At 64.1% G+C, this 16,518-nt stretch carries 15 protein-coding genes and 1 pseudogene; 10 read left to right on the top strand and 6 right to left on the bottom strand.

Annotated features, from left to right (window positions below; genetic code table 11):
* Positions 1-103 precede the first annotated feature (103 nt).
* Positions 104-694, top strand: a complete 591-nt coding sequence (locus tag N5J29_RS13765) for a malonic semialdehyde reductase (protein WP_053520115.1) — start codon at positions 104-106, stop codon at positions 692-694.
* An 85-nt stretch (positions 695-779) separates the two neighbouring features.
* On the top strand, positions 780-1,490 hold the full coding sequence (locus N5J29_RS13770) for a YceI family protein (RefSeq protein ID WP_074902043.1): 711 nt from the start codon (positions 780-782) through the stop codon (positions 1,488-1,490).
* Between the two features lie 104 nt (positions 1,491-1,594).
* On the opposite strand, the gene N5J29_RS13775 is transcribed toward N5J29_RS13770, so the two are convergent.
* The gene (locus N5J29_RS13775) at positions 1,595-1,996 is read right to left on the bottom strand and encodes a hypothetical protein (RefSeq protein ID WP_164151053.1); all 402 of its coding nucleotides are present in this window, start codon (positions 1,994-1,996) and stop codon (positions 1,595-1,597) included.
* A gap of 180 nt (positions 1,997-2,176) precedes the next feature.
* Between N5J29_RS13775 and N5J29_RS13780 the strand changes: the two genes are divergently transcribed.
* A complete protein-coding gene (locus tag N5J29_RS13780; RefSeq protein ID WP_164151051.1) occupies positions 2,177-3,001 on the top strand; it encodes a hypothetical protein in 825 nt (274 codons plus the stop codon).
* A 16-nt stretch (positions 3,002-3,017) separates the two neighbouring features.
* On the opposite strand, the gene N5J29_RS13785 is transcribed toward N5J29_RS13780, so the two are convergent.
* Both N5J29_RS13785 and N5J29_RS13790 read right to left on the bottom strand, forming a co-directional pair.
* A complete protein-coding gene (locus N5J29_RS13785; protein WP_053520112.1) occupies positions 3,018-3,815 on the bottom strand; it encodes a siderophore-interacting protein in 798 nt (265 codons plus the stop codon).
* A 59-nt stretch (positions 3,816-3,874) separates the two neighbouring features.
* On the bottom strand, positions 3,875-4,432 hold the full coding sequence (locus tag N5J29_RS13790; protein WP_164151049.1) for a PadR family transcriptional regulator: 558 nt from the start codon (positions 4,430-4,432) through the stop codon (positions 3,875-3,877).
* A gap of 573 nt (positions 4,433-5,005) precedes the next feature.
* Between N5J29_RS13790 and aceE the strand changes: the two genes are divergently transcribed.
* Together aceE and N5J29_RS13800 are read left to right on the top strand one after the other, a co-directional pair.
* Positions 5,006-7,693 (top strand): pyruvate dehydrogenase (acetyl-transferring), homodimeric type, encoded by a 2,688-nt coding sequence (aceE, locus tag N5J29_RS13795; protein ID WP_065175416.1) that lies wholly within the window; start codon positions 5,006-5,008, stop codon positions 7,691-7,693.
* 107 nt (positions 7,694-7,800) lie between these two features.
* Positions 7,801-9,738, top strand: coding sequence for an NACHT domain-containing protein (locus N5J29_RS13800; protein ID WP_164151048.1), 1,938 nt, complete (start codon positions 7,801-7,803; stop codon positions 9,736-9,738).
* A 268-nt stretch (positions 9,739-10,006) separates the two neighbouring features.
* Here the strand turns inward: N5J29_RS13800 and N5J29_RS13805 are convergent, their stop codons facing one another.
* Entirely contained in the window at positions 10,007-10,375 is a 369-nt protein-coding gene (locus N5J29_RS13805; protein ID WP_164151046.1) for a hypothetical protein, read from the bottom strand.
* Positions 10,376-11,063: 688 nt separating this feature from the next.
* Here N5J29_RS13805 and N5J29_RS13810 point away from each other — a divergent pair.
* Entirely contained in the window at positions 11,064-12,203 is a 1,140-nt protein-coding gene (locus N5J29_RS13810) for a YncE family protein (RefSeq protein ID WP_164151044.1), read from the top strand.
* Positions 12,204-12,319: 116 nt separating this feature from the next.
* Here N5J29_RS13810 and N5J29_RS13815 read toward each other — a convergent pair.
* Positions 12,320-12,793, bottom strand: a pseudogene (locus N5J29_RS13815) (nuclear transport factor 2 family protein); the annotation flags it as partial.
* A 219-nt stretch (positions 12,794-13,012) separates the two neighbouring features.
* Here N5J29_RS13815 and N5J29_RS13820 point away from each other — a divergent pair.
* Positions 13,013-13,825 carry an alpha/beta hydrolase gene (locus N5J29_RS13820; RefSeq protein ID WP_164151042.1) on the top strand — a complete coding sequence of 271 codons (813 nt, stop codon included), beginning with the start codon at positions 13,013-13,015 and terminating at the stop codon, positions 13,823-13,825.
* A 20-nt stretch (positions 13,826-13,845) separates the two neighbouring features.
* Positions 13,846-14,016, top strand: coding sequence for a hypothetical protein (locus tag N5J29_RS13825; RefSeq protein WP_164972344.1), 171 nt, complete (start codon positions 13,846-13,848; stop codon positions 14,014-14,016).
* Here N5J29_RS13825 and N5J29_RS13830 read toward each other — a convergent pair.
* Complete coding sequence (locus tag N5J29_RS13830; RefSeq protein WP_164151040.1) at positions 14,013-14,756, bottom strand: hypothetical protein; 744 nt, start codon at positions 14,754-14,756, stop codon at positions 14,013-14,015. The two genes, N5J29_RS13825 and N5J29_RS13830, sit on opposite strands and share 4 nt — an antisense overlap.
* Positions 14,757-14,847: 91 nt before the next feature.
* Here N5J29_RS13830 and N5J29_RS13835 point away from each other — a divergent pair, with 91 nt between their 5' ends.
* Positions 14,848-15,492 carry a hypothetical protein gene (locus N5J29_RS13835; protein WP_053518811.1) on the top strand — a complete coding sequence of 215 codons (645 nt, stop codon included), beginning with the start codon at positions 14,848-14,850 and terminating at the stop codon, positions 15,490-15,492.
* A gap of 54 nt (positions 15,493-15,546) precedes the next feature.
* Positions 15,547-16,515 carry a polysaccharide deacetylase family protein gene (locus N5J29_RS13840; protein WP_164151038.1) on the top strand — a complete coding sequence of 323 codons (969 nt, stop codon included), beginning with the start codon at positions 15,547-15,549 and terminating at the stop codon, positions 16,513-16,515.
* Positions 16,516-16,518: the final 3 nt, after the last annotated feature.

Genomic DNA, 16,518 nt, shown 5'->3' on the forward strand with positions numbered 1-16,518 from the left:
GCTGGGTGTTGCAACAGTCGCGACACTCTACACTGCGGCTGGTCGTTTCGCCCCGCGTTGCCCGCGGGCACTGACTCCCCTTCGCCGCCCTGGAGATGCACCGATGTCCCACGCGCTTGACGCCGCCGCACTGGATCAGCTGTTCCGCACCGCCCGCACCCAGAATGCCTTCCTCGACACCCCGGTGGACGACAGCCTGCTGCAGGAACTGTACGAGCTGGTGAAGTGGGGCCCAACCGCGGCCAACGCCAGCCCGGCGCGCTTCGTGTTCGTGAAGTCGGCCGAAGCCAAGGCCAAGCTGGCCCCCGCGCTGTCCGAAGGCAACCATGACAAGACCATGGCCGCACCGGTCACCGTCATCATCGGTTTCGACCTGGATTTCCACGAGAAGCTGCCGTACCTGTTCCCGCACGCCGACGCCAAGTCCTGGTTCGACGGCCCGCAGGAAGGCCGCCACGAGGCCGCCATCCGCAACGGCAGCCTGCAGGGCGCCTACCTGATCCTGGCCGCGCGCGCGCTGGGCCTGGATGCCGGCCCGATGTCCGGCTTCGACCCGGCCAAGGTCGATGAAGCCTTCTTCGCCGGCACCAGCATCAAGTCGAATTTCCTGGTCAACCTGGGGTACGGTGACCCGGCGGGCCTGTTCCCGCGCCTGCCGCGTCTGTCGTTCGACGAAGCGGCGCGCATCGCGTAAGTCGCTGTATCGGTTTCGGGCCCGCCGGTTGCGGCGGGCCATTGCTGCACCCTGTACCCACCCTACGATCCGGAGAGTTCCTCAGATGAGCGCCACCCGTAAACTGCTGCTGCCGCTGGCCCTGACCCTGGCCATCGCCGCCTGCTCCAAGCCGGCCGATACCGCTGCCCCGGCCGCTGATGCCGCCGCTCCGGCCGCCACCGAACAGCCGGCCGCCACCCCGGCTGCCGATGCTGCCGCTGCCGCGCCGGCCGCCGAAGCGATCCAGATCGCCTCGGGCACCTACAAGCTCGACCCGAGCCACACCGACGTGCTGGCACAGTGGAGCCACTTCGGCTTCTCCAACCCGAGCGCGCACTTCGGCAACGCCGAAGGCACCCTGGTGTACGACGCCGCCGACGTGACCAAGTCCACCGTGGAAGTGAAGCTGCCGCTGAGCGGCCTCAACAGCTTCACCGCCAAGTTCGACGAGCACCTGAAGAGCGCCGACTTCTTCGACGCTGCCAAGTTCCCGGCGGCCACCTTCAAGAGCACCAAGGTGGAATCGGCCGGCACCAACAAGCTGACCGTCACTGGCGATCTGACCATCAAGGACATCACCAAGCCGGTGACCCTGGACGTCACCATCAACGGCGGTGGCGAGCACCCGATGGCCAAGGTTCCGGCCGCCGGCTTCGATGCCACCACCACCCTCAAGCGCAGCGATTTCGGCGTGGGCGCCTACGCCCCGAACGTCAGCGATGAAGTGAAGATCCGCATCACCACCGAAGCCACCGGCGAGAAGCCGGCCGCTTGATGCACCCCGCTCACTCGTCGTGAGAAGGCAGAAGGCCCGCTGCGAAGCGGGCCTTCTTTTTTGAGCGCGGGCAACGCGTGTTGGCCACTACCGGGTACGCGCGCTCAGCGCAGCGCGCCCAACCACGCTGCACACGCCTCGCTCGGGCTCTGCTTGGCCTTCACCGTCATGCCACTCATCCGCACGAAGGTCTGCGCGGCCTGCGCCACCACCTGACGTGCGATCAACGCGGCTTGCCTGGTCGCCGCCTGCTGCTTGCGCAGCTGCACGATATGCACCGACGGCCGGCCCACCGGCGCGTACTTCTGGTCGCGGCGCAGCACATCGGCCACCTGCGCCACTTCGTACTCGGCCTGCAGGAACCGGTGTTCGGCGTCCAACAGATCCCGCAGCGGTGCACGCAGGGCGGCCGGATCAGCGAAGGCCGCCAGCGCGCCATCACAGGCGGCGTCGTCGTTGAAGCGGGAGCGCAGCGCATCGACGCCGGCCAAGGTCAGTTTGCCCACAGGGGCCTCGTTGCAACTGGAAAGGAGCGCGATTGTCGCATCTGCCCGGGTCGATCCGCTGCCGGCGTCATGCGCCGCTCCGTGGGACAAGGGGTCTGACCCTGTGGCATGGGCCGAAGAGCCACCGAGGGTGAACCCGGTCCTACAATCGCCTGCTGTTTCATCCACGGAAGGAAGGCCATGCAGGACGTGCAGTACTGGTTGAACGAATTCTGGGCCGGGTTGAGCGTGCTCGATCTGGCAGTGGGCAGCGTGCTGGGCGCGCTGCTGGGCCTCATGGTCGGACTGGCCGGCTGGTATGCGCTGCGCCGCCGCGGCTGGTTGCAGCGGCGCAGGCGCTGGCATCACTGGCTGCTGGCCAGTTACGCGCTGCTGCTGCCGCTGGGCACTGCCTTCTTCGGCCTGCAGCTGGGTTTCACCGCGGGCGCGCACCGCGCGCTGCTCCAGCAGATGGACCATTTCCAGCCGCATCTGCAGACGCTCGTGGCCCAGTGGAGCCACGGGTTCACCGACTCGCTTGACGACCCGCGCATGCGCGATGCGCTGCACAGCGAAGGCACGGTGGGCGATGTGGCCGAAGCCGTCGCCTCGGCCTACCTCAGCGAACACCCGCTGCCGGTACTGGATGGCCTGGGCGATGGCGCACTGGGACGCGCCAGTGGCTGGGTGATCGGCAAGGTGCGCGAAGGCGTGCTGCGCGGGCTGGTGGAAGACACTCTGGTGGACAAGGCCGGTGTACTGGGCGTGGAGCCGACGGTGGTGCGCGAAGCGCTGACGATGCGCGTGGACGAACTGCTGCACACCCGCGGCGTGTTGCGGCTGGTGAAAGCGCAGATCAACGGCATGATGCCGGGCGTGTATTTCGGCCTGCTGCTGCCGTGGCTGGTCGTTGTGCTGCTGATGGCGCTGGAGATCTGGGCCGCGCACCGGTTCGGATGGCGACAGCAACACATCCCGGTGGCTGCCTGCTGCAGAGCCGGGCCATGCCCGGCTCACGCAGACTGAGGCAAACGCGGCGCGCTCAGTCGCCGTCGGTATCGTCCGGGTGCGCCTTCCAATAGCCGGTCGAGCGGATCCAGTCGCGCGGCACGCCCAGATGGCCTTCGATGAACTTGCGCATCATCCGTGCGCGACGCGATTCGGTGGCGATCCAGTAGAACGTGTCGCCCTCCGGCGCCTCGAAGTCGGTCAGCATGTCTTCCAGCAGCGTGCTGCTGGCCGCCGGGAAGCCATTGCGCTCCAACCAGTGAATCTGCACGTTCTCGTACTGCGGCAGGTCCTGTCGCTCGGCTTCGTCGCTCACTTCGATGAAAGCCTGCACCTCGGCGCCCTCCGGCAGCACATCCAGCCAGCGGGCAATGGCCGGCAGCGCGGTTTCATCGCCAATCAGCACGTAGGCGTCGTAGCTGTCGGCCACCACGAACGAGCCGCGCGGGCCGCCGATCACCAGCGTGTCGCCCGGCTGCGCCCGTTCAGCCCACGGCCCGGCAATGCCCTGGTCGTGCAGCACGAAGTCGATGGCCAGTTCGCCGGCGTCGTGGTCCCACCAGCGTGGGGTGTAGTCGCGTGCCGGAGACGGCTGCTTGCCGTCCGGGTAGCTGCGGCCTTCGGCCGTCAGCACCGGCAGCACCATTTCGCCGCTGGCGTTTGGGAAGAACAGCTTGATGTGGTCGTCGGCGCCGGGCGAATCGAAGCCGGCCAGATCATCGCCGCCCAGCACGACGCGGCGCATGTGCGGGGTGACCACCTCGGTGCGCAGCACCGTCAGTTCGCGGAATCTCACATCCAGGCGCAGGCGCGCGTTGTGATGCTCAGTCATGGGAATACCTGTAAAGGTGTCGCGCAGGGGGCGCGGCGTAGGGGGAGACCTGGCTGGAGTCAGTCTGGCTGGGTCGTTGAAGAGGTGGGCTCGCTACCGGTGGTGCCGTTGATCAGTGCCGATGCCTGCGACAGCAGCGCCGCCACCTGCTCGGCCTCGCCTTCGGCCCAGCGGCCGTGGTGATGCACCAGCGCCCGCTTGAAGTCACGCAGGGCGCTGGCCAGCGGCGGCGGCAGCGATGCCTTGGTGATCTCGCGGGCGCGATCGAAGGCCCGTCGCTGGGCCAGGCGCACCTGGGTGCGCTGCACCTTCAGCTCGAACTCGCCGGCCGCGGTGATGCGGAACACCCGGCGGCCATCCACTTCCTCCGATGCCACCCAGCCGGCCTGCTCGAAGCTCGCCAGCAGCGGGTACATGGTGCCGGCGCTGGGCGTGTAGGCCTGCAGGAACTGGTTGCTGATCAACTGCATCAGCTCGTAGCCATGGCGCGGCTGCTCGCCGATCAGGGCCAGCACCAGCAGGCGCAGGTCGCCCCGGCTCAGCACGCGTGGCTGGCCATGGCGGCGGGGCATGGCCGATTCGCTGGAACGGGTTCTGGGGGAAGGGGAACGGCTCATTTCGATATATCGGTAACGAGTATCGAAACGATATATCGATAGGGGAGGCGCCGGCAAGCATCGATCCGGCCACAACCGTGCCGCGTTTGGGCCACGTACACAGAAAGGGCGCCCTTGCGGTGCGCCCCGGGGACCACTGTGGAAGGGAGCGAGGCAGCCAGACGGCGGGCCGTTGCGGCAGGGCCAACACTCGCCGCCACCTTGCGCGGCAGGCGCAGCCCGGTCCAGAGCCAGGCGCGACACCGCATCAGTCATTCAGCTGCGGTGCCCCCGGCGTAGGCTCACACGCGGTCGGCCGTGCCCTACAACGGTCATCGCCCTGGGTAACACTTCGTTCTGCACATGCGCCAGGCGGGCAATCGCGACGTGCCCGAAGCGGTCCAAGGCCCGCCGCAGCGGCCTGCAGCGCGCCTGCTGGCCCGCCGAAGACAGGCGGGACATGCCTTGCGGACACTGGCTGCATGCGTCCATACGCCAGCGTAGCCAAGTGACGAAAGCCCTTGGTGCGCTACACTTTGCGGTCTAGATATCTATACAACAGTCGCGCGCGTGCGTGCGGTTATGGGAGCGCTAATGAACTGGTTGAACGAGGTGCTGAACAACGACCCGAATCCTGTGGAAACCCAGGAGTGGATCGAGTCGTTGAAGGCCGTTATTGATGTCGAGGGCTCCGAGCGCGCGCATCAGCTGCTGGAAGGCATGGTGGAGCTGACCCGTCGTTCGGGCGCCTACCTGCCGTTCTCTCCCACCACCGAATACGTCAATACCATTGAGCCGCAGTTCGAGGCCAAGAGCCCGGGCAATGCCGAGCTGGAATGGCGCATCCGTTCGATCATCCGCTGGAACGCGATGGCCACCGTGGTCCGCGCCAACCGCAAGCCGGGCGACCTGGGCGGCCACATCGCCTCGTTCGCCTCCGGCGCCACCCTGTACGACGTGGGCTTCAACCACTTCTGGCGCGCCCCGAGCGACAACCACCCCGGCGACCTGCTGTTCATCCAGGGCCACAGCGCCCCGGGCATCTACGCCCGCGCCTTCCTGGAAGGCCGCATCAGCGAAGAGCAGCTGGACAAGTTCCGCATGGAAGTGGACGGCGGTGGCCTGTCCTCCTACCCGCACCCGTGGCTGATGCCGGACTTCTGGCAGACCCCCACCGTGTCGATGGGCCTGGGCCCGCTGGCCGCCATCTACCAGGCGCAGTTCATGCGTTACCTGGAAAACCGTGGCCTGATCGAGAAGTCCGACCGCAAGGTGTGGTGCTTCATCGGCGACGGCGAGTCGGACGAGCCGGAAACCCTGGGTGCCATCGCCCTGGCCGGCCGTGAAGGCCTGGACAACCTGATCTTCGTGGTGAACTGCAACCTGCAGCGCCTGGACGGCCCGGTGCGCGGCAACGGCAAGATCATCCAGGAACTGGAAGGCGTGTTCCGCGGCGGCGGCTGGAACGTCATCAAGCTGCTGTGGGGCGGTTACTGGGATGCCCTGCTGGCCAAGGACACCAACGGCGTCCTGAAGAAGCTGATGATGGAAACCGTCGACGGCGAATACCAGAACTGCAAGGCCTTCGGCGGCGCGTATACCCGCGAGCATTTCTTCGGCAAGTACCCGGAGACCGCCGCGATGGTCGCCGGCCTGTCCGACGACGACATCTGGCGCCTCAACCGCGGTGGCCACGACCCGCACAAGGTGTACGCCGCCTACCACCAGGCCGTGAACACCAAGGGCATGCCGACCGTCATCCTGGCCAAGACCGTGAAGGGTTATGGCATGGGCAGCGCCGGTGAAGCGCTGAACCCGACCCACCAGACCAAGAAGCTGGACGACGAAGCCGTCAAGCACTTCCGCGACCGCTTCAACATTCCGGTGACCGACGAGCAGCTCAAGGACGGCCAGGTGCCGTTCTACAACCCGGGCCCGGACTCGCCGGAAGTGCAGTACCTGCAGGAGCGCCGTGCCGCCCTGGGCGGTTACCTGCCGCAGCGCCGCCGCAAGGCCGACAAGAGCTTCAACGCACCGAAGCTGGAAACCTACGAGCGCCTGCTGAAGAGCAGCGGCGAACGCACGTACTCCACCACCATGGCGTTCGTGCAGAGCCTGAACATCACCCTGCGCGACAAGGAGCTGGGCCCGCACATCGTGCCGATCGTGGCCGACGAGGCCCGCACCTTCGGCATGGAAGGCCTGTTCCGCCAGATCGGCATCTACGCGCCGTTCGGCCAGAAGTACAAGCCGGTGGACGCCGACCAGCTGATGTTCTACCGCGAAGACCAGAGCGGCCAGGTGCTGCAGCAGGGCATCAGCGAGCCGGGCGCGATCAGCTCGTGGATGGCCGCTGGTACCAGCTACTCGGTCAGCAACGTGCCGATGCTGCCGTTCTACATCTACTACTCGATGTTCGGCTTCCAGCGCGTGGGCGACATCGCCTGGCAGGCCGCCGACATGCGTACCCGCGGCTTCCTGCTGGGTGGCACCGCCGGCCGCACCACGCTGAACGGTGAAGGCCTGCAGCACGAAGATGGCTTCAGCCATCTGGTGGCCGGTGGCATCCCGAACGTGCGCAGCTACGACCCGACCTTCGGCTACGAAGTGACGGTGATCCTGCAGCACGGCACCAAGGCGATGATGGAAGACCAGGTAGACGAGTACTACTACCTGACCCTGATGAACGAGAACTACGCCCACCCGGACATGCCGGAAGGCGCAGCCGAGGGCATCGTCAAGGGCATGTACCTGCTGACCGACGCCGGCAAGCCGAAGAAGGGCGAACTGCGCGTGCAGCTGCTGGGTTCGGGCACCATCCTGCGCGAAGCCATCGCCGCCGCCGAGCTGCTGGACAAGGACTTCGGCGTGACCGCCGATATCTGGAGCTGCCCGAGCTTCAACGAACTGCGCCGCGACGGCTTCGATGTGGAGCGCCACAATCGCCTGCATCCGGAAGGCGAGCAGCGCAAGGCCTACGTGACCGAGCTGCTGGAAGGCCGCCAGGGCCCGGCGATTGCCGCTACCGACTATGTGCGTGCGTATGCGGACCAGATCCGCGCGTTCGTGCCGATGTCGTACACGGTGCTGGGTACCGATGGTTTCGGCCGTTCGGATACCCGTGCGAACCTGCGTCGCTTCTTCGAGGTTGACCGGTACTACATCGCGCATGCCGCGATTGCGGCGCTGGCGAAGGAAGGGAAGATGACCGCGAAGGATGTTGCTCGGGCGATCAAGCAGTACAAGATTGATCCGGAGAAGGCTAATCCTGTTGGGGTTTGATTTCGTCAAATAATTGACTTGAGAAAGGGCGGCCATTGGCCGCCCTTTTTTTATTCTGTCGAAATTGATATATCTGCCGCATAGTGCACTTGCGAAAAGGAGTGAGCATGATCACGGAGGCTTTGGTTGTGGCGGCTGGAAAACCCGCTGTCGCTGCGATTGCTCGAGGGGCAACAAATCTTCTTGTAAAGAACTTCATCGAGAAAGTTGTCACGCCCTTCTTTGCAGGTAAGAAGGCAAAGGCACAGCTGATCAAGTCAGCCAGGACTTACTACAGAAACATGGAGGCACGTACGAAATATGTGCCGACAATTGCGATTCCGGGCGGAAGGTTTGCATTGGAAGACGTATATGAGCCGCTGGAGTTGGTCGCGGATCAGCTTGACTCCTCTGTTCGGATTTCGGACTACCCGCATCAGATCTTCGATGACAATCGTTGCGTGTTGATCGTCGATTACGCAGGGATGGGTAAGTCAACGCTGAGCAAATATATGTTCAGATGCGCTCTGAAGGAGCTCACAAAAATTCCAATCCTCATCGAGCTTCGTCGCATCAAAGATGAAGAAAGCCTGATTGGCTTAATCTGCTCAGATTTTCTAGGCGGTGCAAGGGATGGCGTGGAAGCAGAGCTAATTGCTGCTATGGAGGAGGGTAATTTTGTCTTCTTTCTCGACGGATATGATGAACTCTCCCCATCGGTCCGCCAGAAGATAAGCGAAGAAATATCTGTTCTGACCGCGAGATTCCAGTACTGCAATTTTGTTCTAACGTCTCGTCCAGACCAAGCCTTGGTCGGCTTCGCCGGTTATCAGCGATACGATATTTCTGACCTCAGTAAAGAGGAGGCTTTCTCTCTATTGCGGCGCTATGATGGTAATCGAGGAGTGGCTGATAATCTCATCTCTAAAGTACACAGTATGCCTGCTGTCGATGAGTTCCTTAAGATCCCTCTTTTGGTGACTTTGCTATACAAGGCATTTGACTACAAGGCCGTTGTTCCCATTAAGAAGAATATTTTCTACAGGCAGGTTTTTGATGCTCTTTATCAAGATCATGACCTTAGCAAAGAAGGGGCGTTTGAGCGACGGAAGCGCTCCAGTCTGGATCTTGAAGATTTTCATAGATTCATGAGAAATCTCGGATTCATGTCTTTTAAGAAGGGCGTTATACAATATTCCCAGGAAGAATTTTCATTGCTTGTCGATCAAGCCCTGAGGCAAGCGGGTGTTAAAGCTGAATCGGCAGGCTTGAGGCTTGACCTGATTTCCGCGGTCCCATTATTTGTCCGGGAGGCTAATGAGTATCGTTGGTCTCACAAGTCTTTCCAGGACTATTTCTCGGCGCAGTTTATATATTTTGATTCCGGTTCGGATCGAGATGAGCTGATAAGAAGAATGTTCTTTGGGGAGAATGTTCAAAGATATTTCGGTCTCCTGTCTCTGCTCTTTGAAATTGACCATGGCCTTTTGTCAGACCTGTGCATACTTCCCTTCATAGAAGATTGTTGCGTTGGTGGGCGTGACACTGTCTTCATTAATGAGGATCACGGTATACAGTTCCGTTTTCTGTCTAGGATGAGTGACGTCTTTATCGATCAGACAAGAGGGCAGAATGGCGCGGCGAGCGAAGAGTACTTTGATCGAATTGATGAAATAGTGGCTGATGTGAAGGATGTATCTAAGCGTAAGTGGAGGCGAATCTCTAGATTTGGTAAGGAGGGAGGGGTTCTGATTGCCACATCTAGTGACGATATTCTGCGTGCGGAGCTGATTGGCTCTGTGGCGGGGTATAGGAAGAATTTGAAGCGAGGAAGGGAGTATTCTGATAGCCTTGAGGCTATTGGTCAGACTGGTCGCATCTTGGATCTTGTGTCCTTTGTGGAAAATGCTTCCAATAATTCAGATGCTGTGGCCGGATTGAATCTGATGATCATGGCCACGAATACGTGGTTTCCGACCTCCGCTTTGTGGGGAGAGCTTAAGGCCGGAGCGACGGCTAGGCGAGAAGTGAGAGAATCATTCTCTATTTTTGAAGGTATAGTCTGAAGTTGACAGATACTAATGGGAGCTGGATGGAGTGTTGATGTAAACCGCCGATAGCTTGCGTGGGCCCATTTTTTATTGCGAGGCTCGCGCTACGTTGACTTTGTAGGGCAAGATTGGTCATTCAACATTTTGGCGGTGAAGGCTATTCTTTCATCCATAATATTAATCACTGGTGCAGTCGCGGCGCCGTCCATGAGTTGAATGTTGTTTCGAAACTTAAGCGCAACTGCATCATTGCGCGACGCATGCTTTTCGCTCTGACGCCAGATCAGGCCACGACCTGCAACCGCTCAGTAACCTGCGCAGTCAACGCTACACACGCCATCTTCAACCCCTCCATCACCCGATCCCCCACGTACTCTTCGGGCGCACCGTTCTGCCGCGTGCGCTCCGCAGCCAGCATCAGCTCTGCTACCACGCGCAATCCCGCCAGCGCGCAATCCGCATCCGCCAGCTGAAGACAACGCCCAGGCAACTGATGCCGCTCCGGCCACGGCTGGCCATCCGCGGCCGCACCCTTTCCGATGCGACGCAGGGTGGAGACAAATCCGTTGGGATCGGGGGATGCGTCGCGCTCGGGCTCGGTATTGGCCGGATCGTACTGCGCGTGCAGGGAACGGAAATCCGATTCGTTCATGGCAATGCTCCGTACAGGACAGAAAGCAACGCCACCGGTGGAGGTGGCGGGACGATGCGTGGCTCGAAAACCGGTGATTACCCAAGCCGGCGGGCTCGAAGGCCCCCACGCACCGCCCGCCATGGAACGCGAACGGATTGTCAGCCGGCGCCACCGAGAGGTGACGCCGACTGACAAGCGCAAAGCACTGGGTATCAGACGGGTTTTCGAGTCCCGCGCCACCCTTTTCCGGTGGCCCGCCAATCTGCTCACGCCTGCGCTCTGAAATCCAATTGGAATTTGCGGAGGAAACACGCAGTTCCACAGAGCGGAACTATTGTCGCAGATGGCCGGCGTGCCGTATGCGACGACAATCTCCGCAATCGAACTTCAAGGAAGCTTTCTGCGACAGGAAAGATCGTAATCAGCCTGTACGCCCGCACAGAACGCAACCGCCTGCCGATCGCGCAGGACCTCCCGAAAGCATCCGTCCACACCGGAATGGGGCCATCGTCACCGCCCCACAGCCGAAAAGGCGAGCCAAAAGCGACACTCCGGCCGTCGTCCTCGGCGCCACGTCTCTCCCCAGCCTGCTACCATTTCCCCGCAACCCAGCCAGCCCACCCCGCGCAGACACACCCGGGGCGGGCCGTCGCCGTACGGCCCAGCGAGCCAGGACACCCTTCCGTGCCCTTTCAAGGATGCTCGCATGTTCCGTCATTCCGCTTTCCGCTCGGCCGCCCTGGCCCTTGCCATCTCGCTCAGCGTCGGCGCCCCAGCGGCCTTCGCCGATAACGCGCCCGCCGCCAGCACCGCCACTGCGGTGCAGCGTCAGGCCATCGCCAAGGGTCTGTACGAACTGGCGTACAGCCCCGCCCAGAACGCCGTGTTCGTCGCCTCATCCGGTGGCTTCGGCGATGACGCCGGACCGTCGCAGGTACTGCGCCTGAACCCGGCCACGCTGGCCGTGGAAACCCGCATCCCGCTGGAGCGAAAGGCGTTCGGCGTGGTGCTGGATGACGCCCACAACCGCCTGTACGTCGGCAACACCGTTGATACCTCGGTAACCGTGGTCGATACCGCCCAGAACAACGCCATCGGCATCGTGCAACTGATGGAGAAGAAGGTCGGCAAGGACGGCAAGGCCGCCTACACCCACGACCTGCGCGAACTGGTGGTCGACAGCCCGGCCAACCGTCTGTACGTGACCGGCCATTCCAGCGAGGGCAGCGTGCTGTTCGTGGTCGATACCACCACGCTGAAAGTGATCGACACCATTCCGGGCCTGGGCAACGCCAAGGCGCCGGGCCTGGCGCTGGATGCCGCCAACAAGCGCGTGTACACCAGCAACTTGCTGGCCGACCTGGTGGTGGTCGGTACCGACGACAACAAGGTGGTAGCCCAGCACAAGATCAGCGCCGAGCAGCCGATGAACATCGCACTGCACCCGGACGGCAAGCGCCTGTTCGTGACCGACCAGGGCTCGGAGATGATCCGCAGCTACATGACCAAGAGCAGCGCGGGCTTCACCAGCAAGCACCCGGGCCAGCGCGTGCTGGTGCTCGACCGCACCACCGGCAAGGAACTGGCCAGCATCCCGACCGACGCCGGCCCGCTGGGCATCCTGCTGGACGCACCGCGCAAGCGCCTGTACGTGACCAACCGCGATGGCGGCACGGTGACCGCGTACGACAGTGACAGCTACCAGAAGGTGGCCTCCTACCCGGTGCCGACCCACCCGAACAGCCTGGCGCTGGATGCCAAGAACAACGTGCTGTACGTGAGCATCAAGAACGGCGAGAAGGATGCCAAGGACGCGAACGAGAGCGTGGCGCGCATCCAGTTGTAACGGCTGGAGGTGGCCGCGCTGGGAGAGCGCGGCCACCTGTTACAGGCATGTGATTTCGCCAGGTGGGCGCCAGAGTGGCGGCGTGGACCCTCCGCCGCCTGCCACCCCGAATCTCGATCCACCCCGCGGTGGTCATAGCTGATCACCCGCTCCACCTGCCAGGTGCCGTCCACGCGTCGCCACACCTGCACGAAGCGCGCCTGCCCCACCCACCGCTCCACACCGTCCTTGCCGCGTTCGTAGAAGCGATGGTCCCCCATCTCCAAGGCACGCTCATCGTGCAACGGGAACACCTGCAGCGAACGGTCCACCAGCTCGCGGCGCAGGCGCCAGCCGCCCTGGCGCGCGCTGTCGCACATGCGGGCCACGCTGCGCCGGAAGTCCTCGCGGCTGCTGGCCGATTTGCCGTCCTTGTCGTGGAAGAACTCCATGTCCTCGGTGGTCATCGCCGCGGCCCGATCGGCATCGCAGGCCTCGAACGCCACCGCGAACAGCTGGGTATCGGCCTGGCGGATCTGCTCGCGCAGGGTATCGGACGGGGCCGGGCTGGCGGCAAGGCCGGCGGCGAGCAGGGGCAGGGCGAACAGCATGGCGCGTCTCCGTGGATGTCGGGCGCACAGTGGCACGCTGCGGGGGCGGTCAGCGCATGGGTGCGACGAAGCCGCGTCTGCCGGGTACGAACGCCCGGATTCCGGGTGCGGGTGCCGGGCGCCAGGCGTGTAGGGCATGTCATGGCGCGGGCGGATTCCCTCACGGTCGCCACAGGCGGCGCTGCCTAGGCTGGTGCCATCCTTTCACCAGGAGTTCCCATGCCTGCTTCCCCCATCCGGCTGCACATCGAAGACACCGGCGGCGAGGGCCGCCCGGTCATCCTCATCCATGGCTGGCCGCTCTCGGCCGAGGCATGGAAGGACCAAGTGCCGATCCTGCGGGATGCGGGCTACCGCGTGATCAGCTATGACCGCCGTGGCTTCGGTCGTTCCGAGAAGCCAACTGACGGCTATGACTACGACACGCTGGCGGCCGATCTGGCCGGCATCATCGAGCAGCGCGATCTGAAGGAGGTCACGCTGGTCGGTTTCTCGATGGGTGGCGGCGAGGTGGCGCGCTACATCGCCAATCACGGCGAGGCGCGCCTGCACAGTGTGGTGTTCGCGGCTGCGGTGCCGCCGTACCTGCTGCGCACCGACGATAACCCGGAGGGCCCGCTGACCCAGGACAAGGCGGACGAGATGCGCACCGGCCTGGAACAGGACCGCGAAGCCTTCTTCGATGGTTTCACCCGCGATTTCTTCAGCGCCAACGGCAAGCTGATGGTCACCGAGGCCGAGCGCCAGGCGGCGATTGCGCTGTGCCACCAGTCCGACCAGGCGGCGGCGCTGGGTTGCATGAAGGCGTTTGCCACTACCGACTTCCGCCGCGACCTGCAGAAGGTGAGCGTTCCCACCCTGGTGCTGCACGGCGACAGTGATGCCACCGTGCCACTGGAGGGCTCGGGCAAGCGGACCCAGCGCGCCATACGCGGCAGCGAGCTGGTGGTGCTGCAGAACGCGCCGCATGGCTGCAACACCAGCCACACCGACGACTTCAATCTGGCGCTGCTGAACTTCCTCAAGCAGTAACCGGCCTCTACACTCGTCGCATGCGCCAGACCCGCACGCCACCGTGGAAGAAGCCCAACCCGAAGGGCCAGAAGTCGCAGCCGTTGTCGCCTGCACAGAAGGAGGCGGCGCGGCAGCGCGCGGAGGAGAACGGGCGACCCTATCCGAACCTGGTCGACAATATGTGGGCGGCCAAGCTGCCGCGCGGTTAGCGCGGCGTTGGGCGGCCCGCTGGTGCAGGGGCGAGCAGGGGCGTCCAACCGCGTTCGCGCCAAGGTGCGAACGTGCGTGGGTGGACCTGCACCGCACCGGCGGCCAGAGCGCCCCGCGCGGTCAGTGCGGCCTGCAGTGCGTCTGTCTGCATCGGCTGTGCGAACGCGACCTGCAGCAGGTCACCCTGCTGCCGTACCTGTACCGGCAGGACATCGCGCGACTGGATTGCCAGCGGTGGACGGCCGATGGTGTAGTCCATCTCGACCGTGCGTGCGCCCTGTGCGATGACAGGCTGCCACGCCTGCAACAGCGCGGCGTGCCGGGATGCGGGCAGGCGCACCTGTGCGATGCTCGCCGGGTAGCCGACGGTGCTTTCAACCATGACCTGGAAGCGTGCGCCGTCCGGCATGGCGACGGCCCATACCGCTGCCGTGGCGAAGATCGGTATGCAGCCGACGAAGTACCACGCGCGGGGAACCGGTGCGGCAACGGGGTAGCTCCACTGCGGATGACGACGTTGCAGGCGCCGTAGTGCCTTGCGTTCGCGACGGCGCGGTGGTGTGGCCGCAGGCAGGAGGGGCGACGTCACCGGTGGCAGCTTTGCGCGCTGGGTCTGGATGACACGCGACACGGCGTAGGCCGCCCCTGCGATCATCAACAGGCCGGTGCCGTAATGCACCAGCAGGTACAGCGTCAGCATCCAGCGCACTCCATGCAGCGGTTCTTCCTCGGTGGACATCGTACCGCCGAGCACACGTGTTGTCGCATCCGCCAGCCGACAGCCGTGATCGGCTTGGTTACGATGACAGACCGCCGACACGAGTGTAACGATGACATCCACTCCGTTCCCTCAGGGCCGCACGCGCGCCCCGGGACTGATGTTGCTTCTGCTGCAGGTGGTCGCCGTGCTGGGCCTTGGCCTGGCCGCAGGCTATTTCCATCACCGCGTGGATCTGTTGCTGGAGCCGGTGACGGCTGCCTGCGGTGGCCCGGACCCCGCGGCGCGACTGCGGATGGCCGAAGTGTTGATGGCGCGTGCCGGCGCTCTGGATGATTGGCAGCCACTGCGGTGGTTGCCGGTAGCGGGAATGGTGCTCGCACTGCTGGGTGCGATGGCCATCTGCGTGCATTGGTGGCACCGGGTACGGCGGCCCCTGCGCACCACCGCGTTGGGGCTGATGGCTCTGCATGCCAGCGCCATGGCGCTGGCGGCGTGGACCCTGCATCTGTACGAAGACGCGTGGAACAGCGTGGTCAGGCTGTCTCCGACGGCGTGTCTGGTCGATCTGACCCAGCAGGGACGCATGCCGCTGGAGCAGGCCCAGGAAGTGGTCTTCCATATTTTCACCCGCGCGCACGCGCCGCTGCAGCGCAATCCGGATGACCTGGCCCTGGTGCTGGTGGCGCTGCTGACGGCCGCGATGGTGGGCGGTGTTGCGCTGTGGCGGGCCGCGGCTGCTGAAGAGGGGCGCTGACGGCGCTCGCGCGCTGGGCTACAGTCGGCGTTCCTGCCGACACAAGGATGGTCCATGCGTACGTGGCTGCGTGCCCTGCCGTTGCTGCTGTTGTCGCTGGCGGTGCACGCCGCGGAGGTGGACCGGCGCATCGCGGTGACCATTGATGATCTGCCGTGGGCGCGCGTGGACACCATCCTGCCTGCGGACCTGCAGGCGCGCCATGCGGCGTTGATGGCGCAGCTGCGTCAGGCCGATGTGCCGGTGGTGGGCTTCGTCAACGAGAACAAGCTGGAGGTTGATGGCCAGGTGCAGCCGGCGCGGGTGCAGATGCTGCGCGATTGGCTCGACGCGGGTTATGGGCTGGGCAACCACACCTATTCGCACATGGACCTCAATGCGCAGGGCGTAGCCGCCTTCCAGCAGGATTTCCTGCGTGGCGAACAGGTGCTGCGGCCACTGCTGGCCGAGCGCGGCCAGCGGCCACAGTGGATGCGCCATCCGTATCTGCGTGCGGGCCGGACCGCCGAGGACCGCGCGGCAATGGACGGATTCTTCCGCGACCACGGGTACCGCGTGGCGCCGGTGACGGTGGACAACGGCGAATGGGTCTGGGCCTTCGCCTACGCCAACGTGATGAATGAACAGCCGCCGTCCGCAGCCCGCGAGGCTACGCTGGCGCAGCTGCGCAAGGGCTATGTGCCGTACATGCTCAACAAGCTGGACTACTACGAGCGGCAGTCGCAGGCGCTGCTGGGCTATGCCTTGCCGCAGGTCTGGCTGATGCATGCCAATGAACTGAACGCGGCCACCTTCGCCGAACTGGTGGCGGCCACCCGGCGGCGCGGCTACCGCTTCATCACGCTGGAAGAAGCCATGCGTGATCCTGCCTATGCGCGCGGCGCGGAAGGCTACAACGGCCGCTACGGCCCGAGCTGGCTGCATCGCTGGGCGATGGCCGAGAACAAGCCGAAGGATTTCTATGCCGGCGAACCGGTGGTGCCGGCGTGGGTGATGACGCTGGCGAAGGTGGATTCGGAGTAGCGC

Source organism: Stenotrophomonas sp. GD03680, from assembly GCF_029844625.1.
GTDB classification, from domain to species: Bacteria; Pseudomonadota; Gammaproteobacteria; order Xanthomonadales; family Xanthomonadaceae; genus Stenotrophomonas; species Stenotrophomonas maltophilia_P.

Excerpts from the sequence above, each read along its gene's own strand:
- N5J29_RS13780 (WP_164151051.1), top strand. The coding sequence starts at position 2,177 with ATGCAGGACGTGCAGTACTGGTTGAACGAATTCTGGGCCGGGTTGAGC.
- N5J29_RS13825 (WP_164972344.1), top strand. The coding sequence starts at position 13,846 with ATGCGCCAGACCCGCACGCCACCGTGGAAGAAGCCCAACCCGAAGGGC.
- N5J29_RS13830 (WP_164151040.1), bottom strand. The coding sequence starts at position 14,756 with ATGTCCACCGAGGAAGAACCGCTGCATGGAGTGCGCTGGATGCTGACG.
- N5J29_RS13835 (WP_053518811.1), top strand. The coding sequence starts at position 14,848 with ATGACATCCACTCCGTTCCCTCAGGGCCGCACGCGCGCCCCGGGACTG.
- aceE (WP_065175416.1), top strand. The coding sequence starts at position 5,006 with ATGAACTGGTTGAACGAGGTGCTGAACAACGACCCGAATCCTGTGGAA.
- N5J29_RS13765 (WP_053520115.1), top strand. The coding sequence starts at position 104 with ATGTCCCACGCGCTTGACGCCGCCGCACTGGATCAGCTGTTCCGCACC.
- N5J29_RS13840 (WP_164151038.1), top strand. The coding sequence starts at position 15,547 with ATGCGTACGTGGCTGCGTGCCCTGCCGTTGCTGCTGTTGTCGCTGGCG.
- N5J29_RS13810 (WP_164151044.1), top strand. The coding sequence starts at position 11,064 with ATGTTCCGTCATTCCGCTTTCCGCTCGGCCGCCCTGGCCCTTGCCATC.
- N5J29_RS13790 (WP_164151049.1), bottom strand. The coding sequence starts at position 4,432 with ATGAGCCGTTCCCCTTCCCCCAGAACCCGTTCCAGCGAATCGGCCATG.
- N5J29_RS13800 (WP_164151048.1), top strand. The coding sequence starts at position 7,801 with ATGATCACGGAGGCTTTGGTTGTGGCGGCTGGAAAACCCGCTGTCGCT.
- N5J29_RS13785 (WP_053520112.1), bottom strand. The coding sequence starts at position 3,815 with ATGACTGAGCATCACAACGCGCGCCTGCGCCTGGATGTGAGATTCCGC.
- N5J29_RS13770 (WP_074902043.1), top strand. The coding sequence starts at position 780 with ATGAGCGCCACCCGTAAACTGCTGCTGCCGCTGGCCCTGACCCTGGCC.
- N5J29_RS13805 (WP_164151046.1), bottom strand. The coding sequence starts at position 10,375 with ATGAACGAATCGGATTTCCGTTCCCTGCACGCGCAGTACGATCCGGCC.
- N5J29_RS13820 (WP_164151042.1), top strand. The coding sequence starts at position 13,013 with ATGCCTGCTTCCCCCATCCGGCTGCACATCGAAGACACCGGCGGCGAG.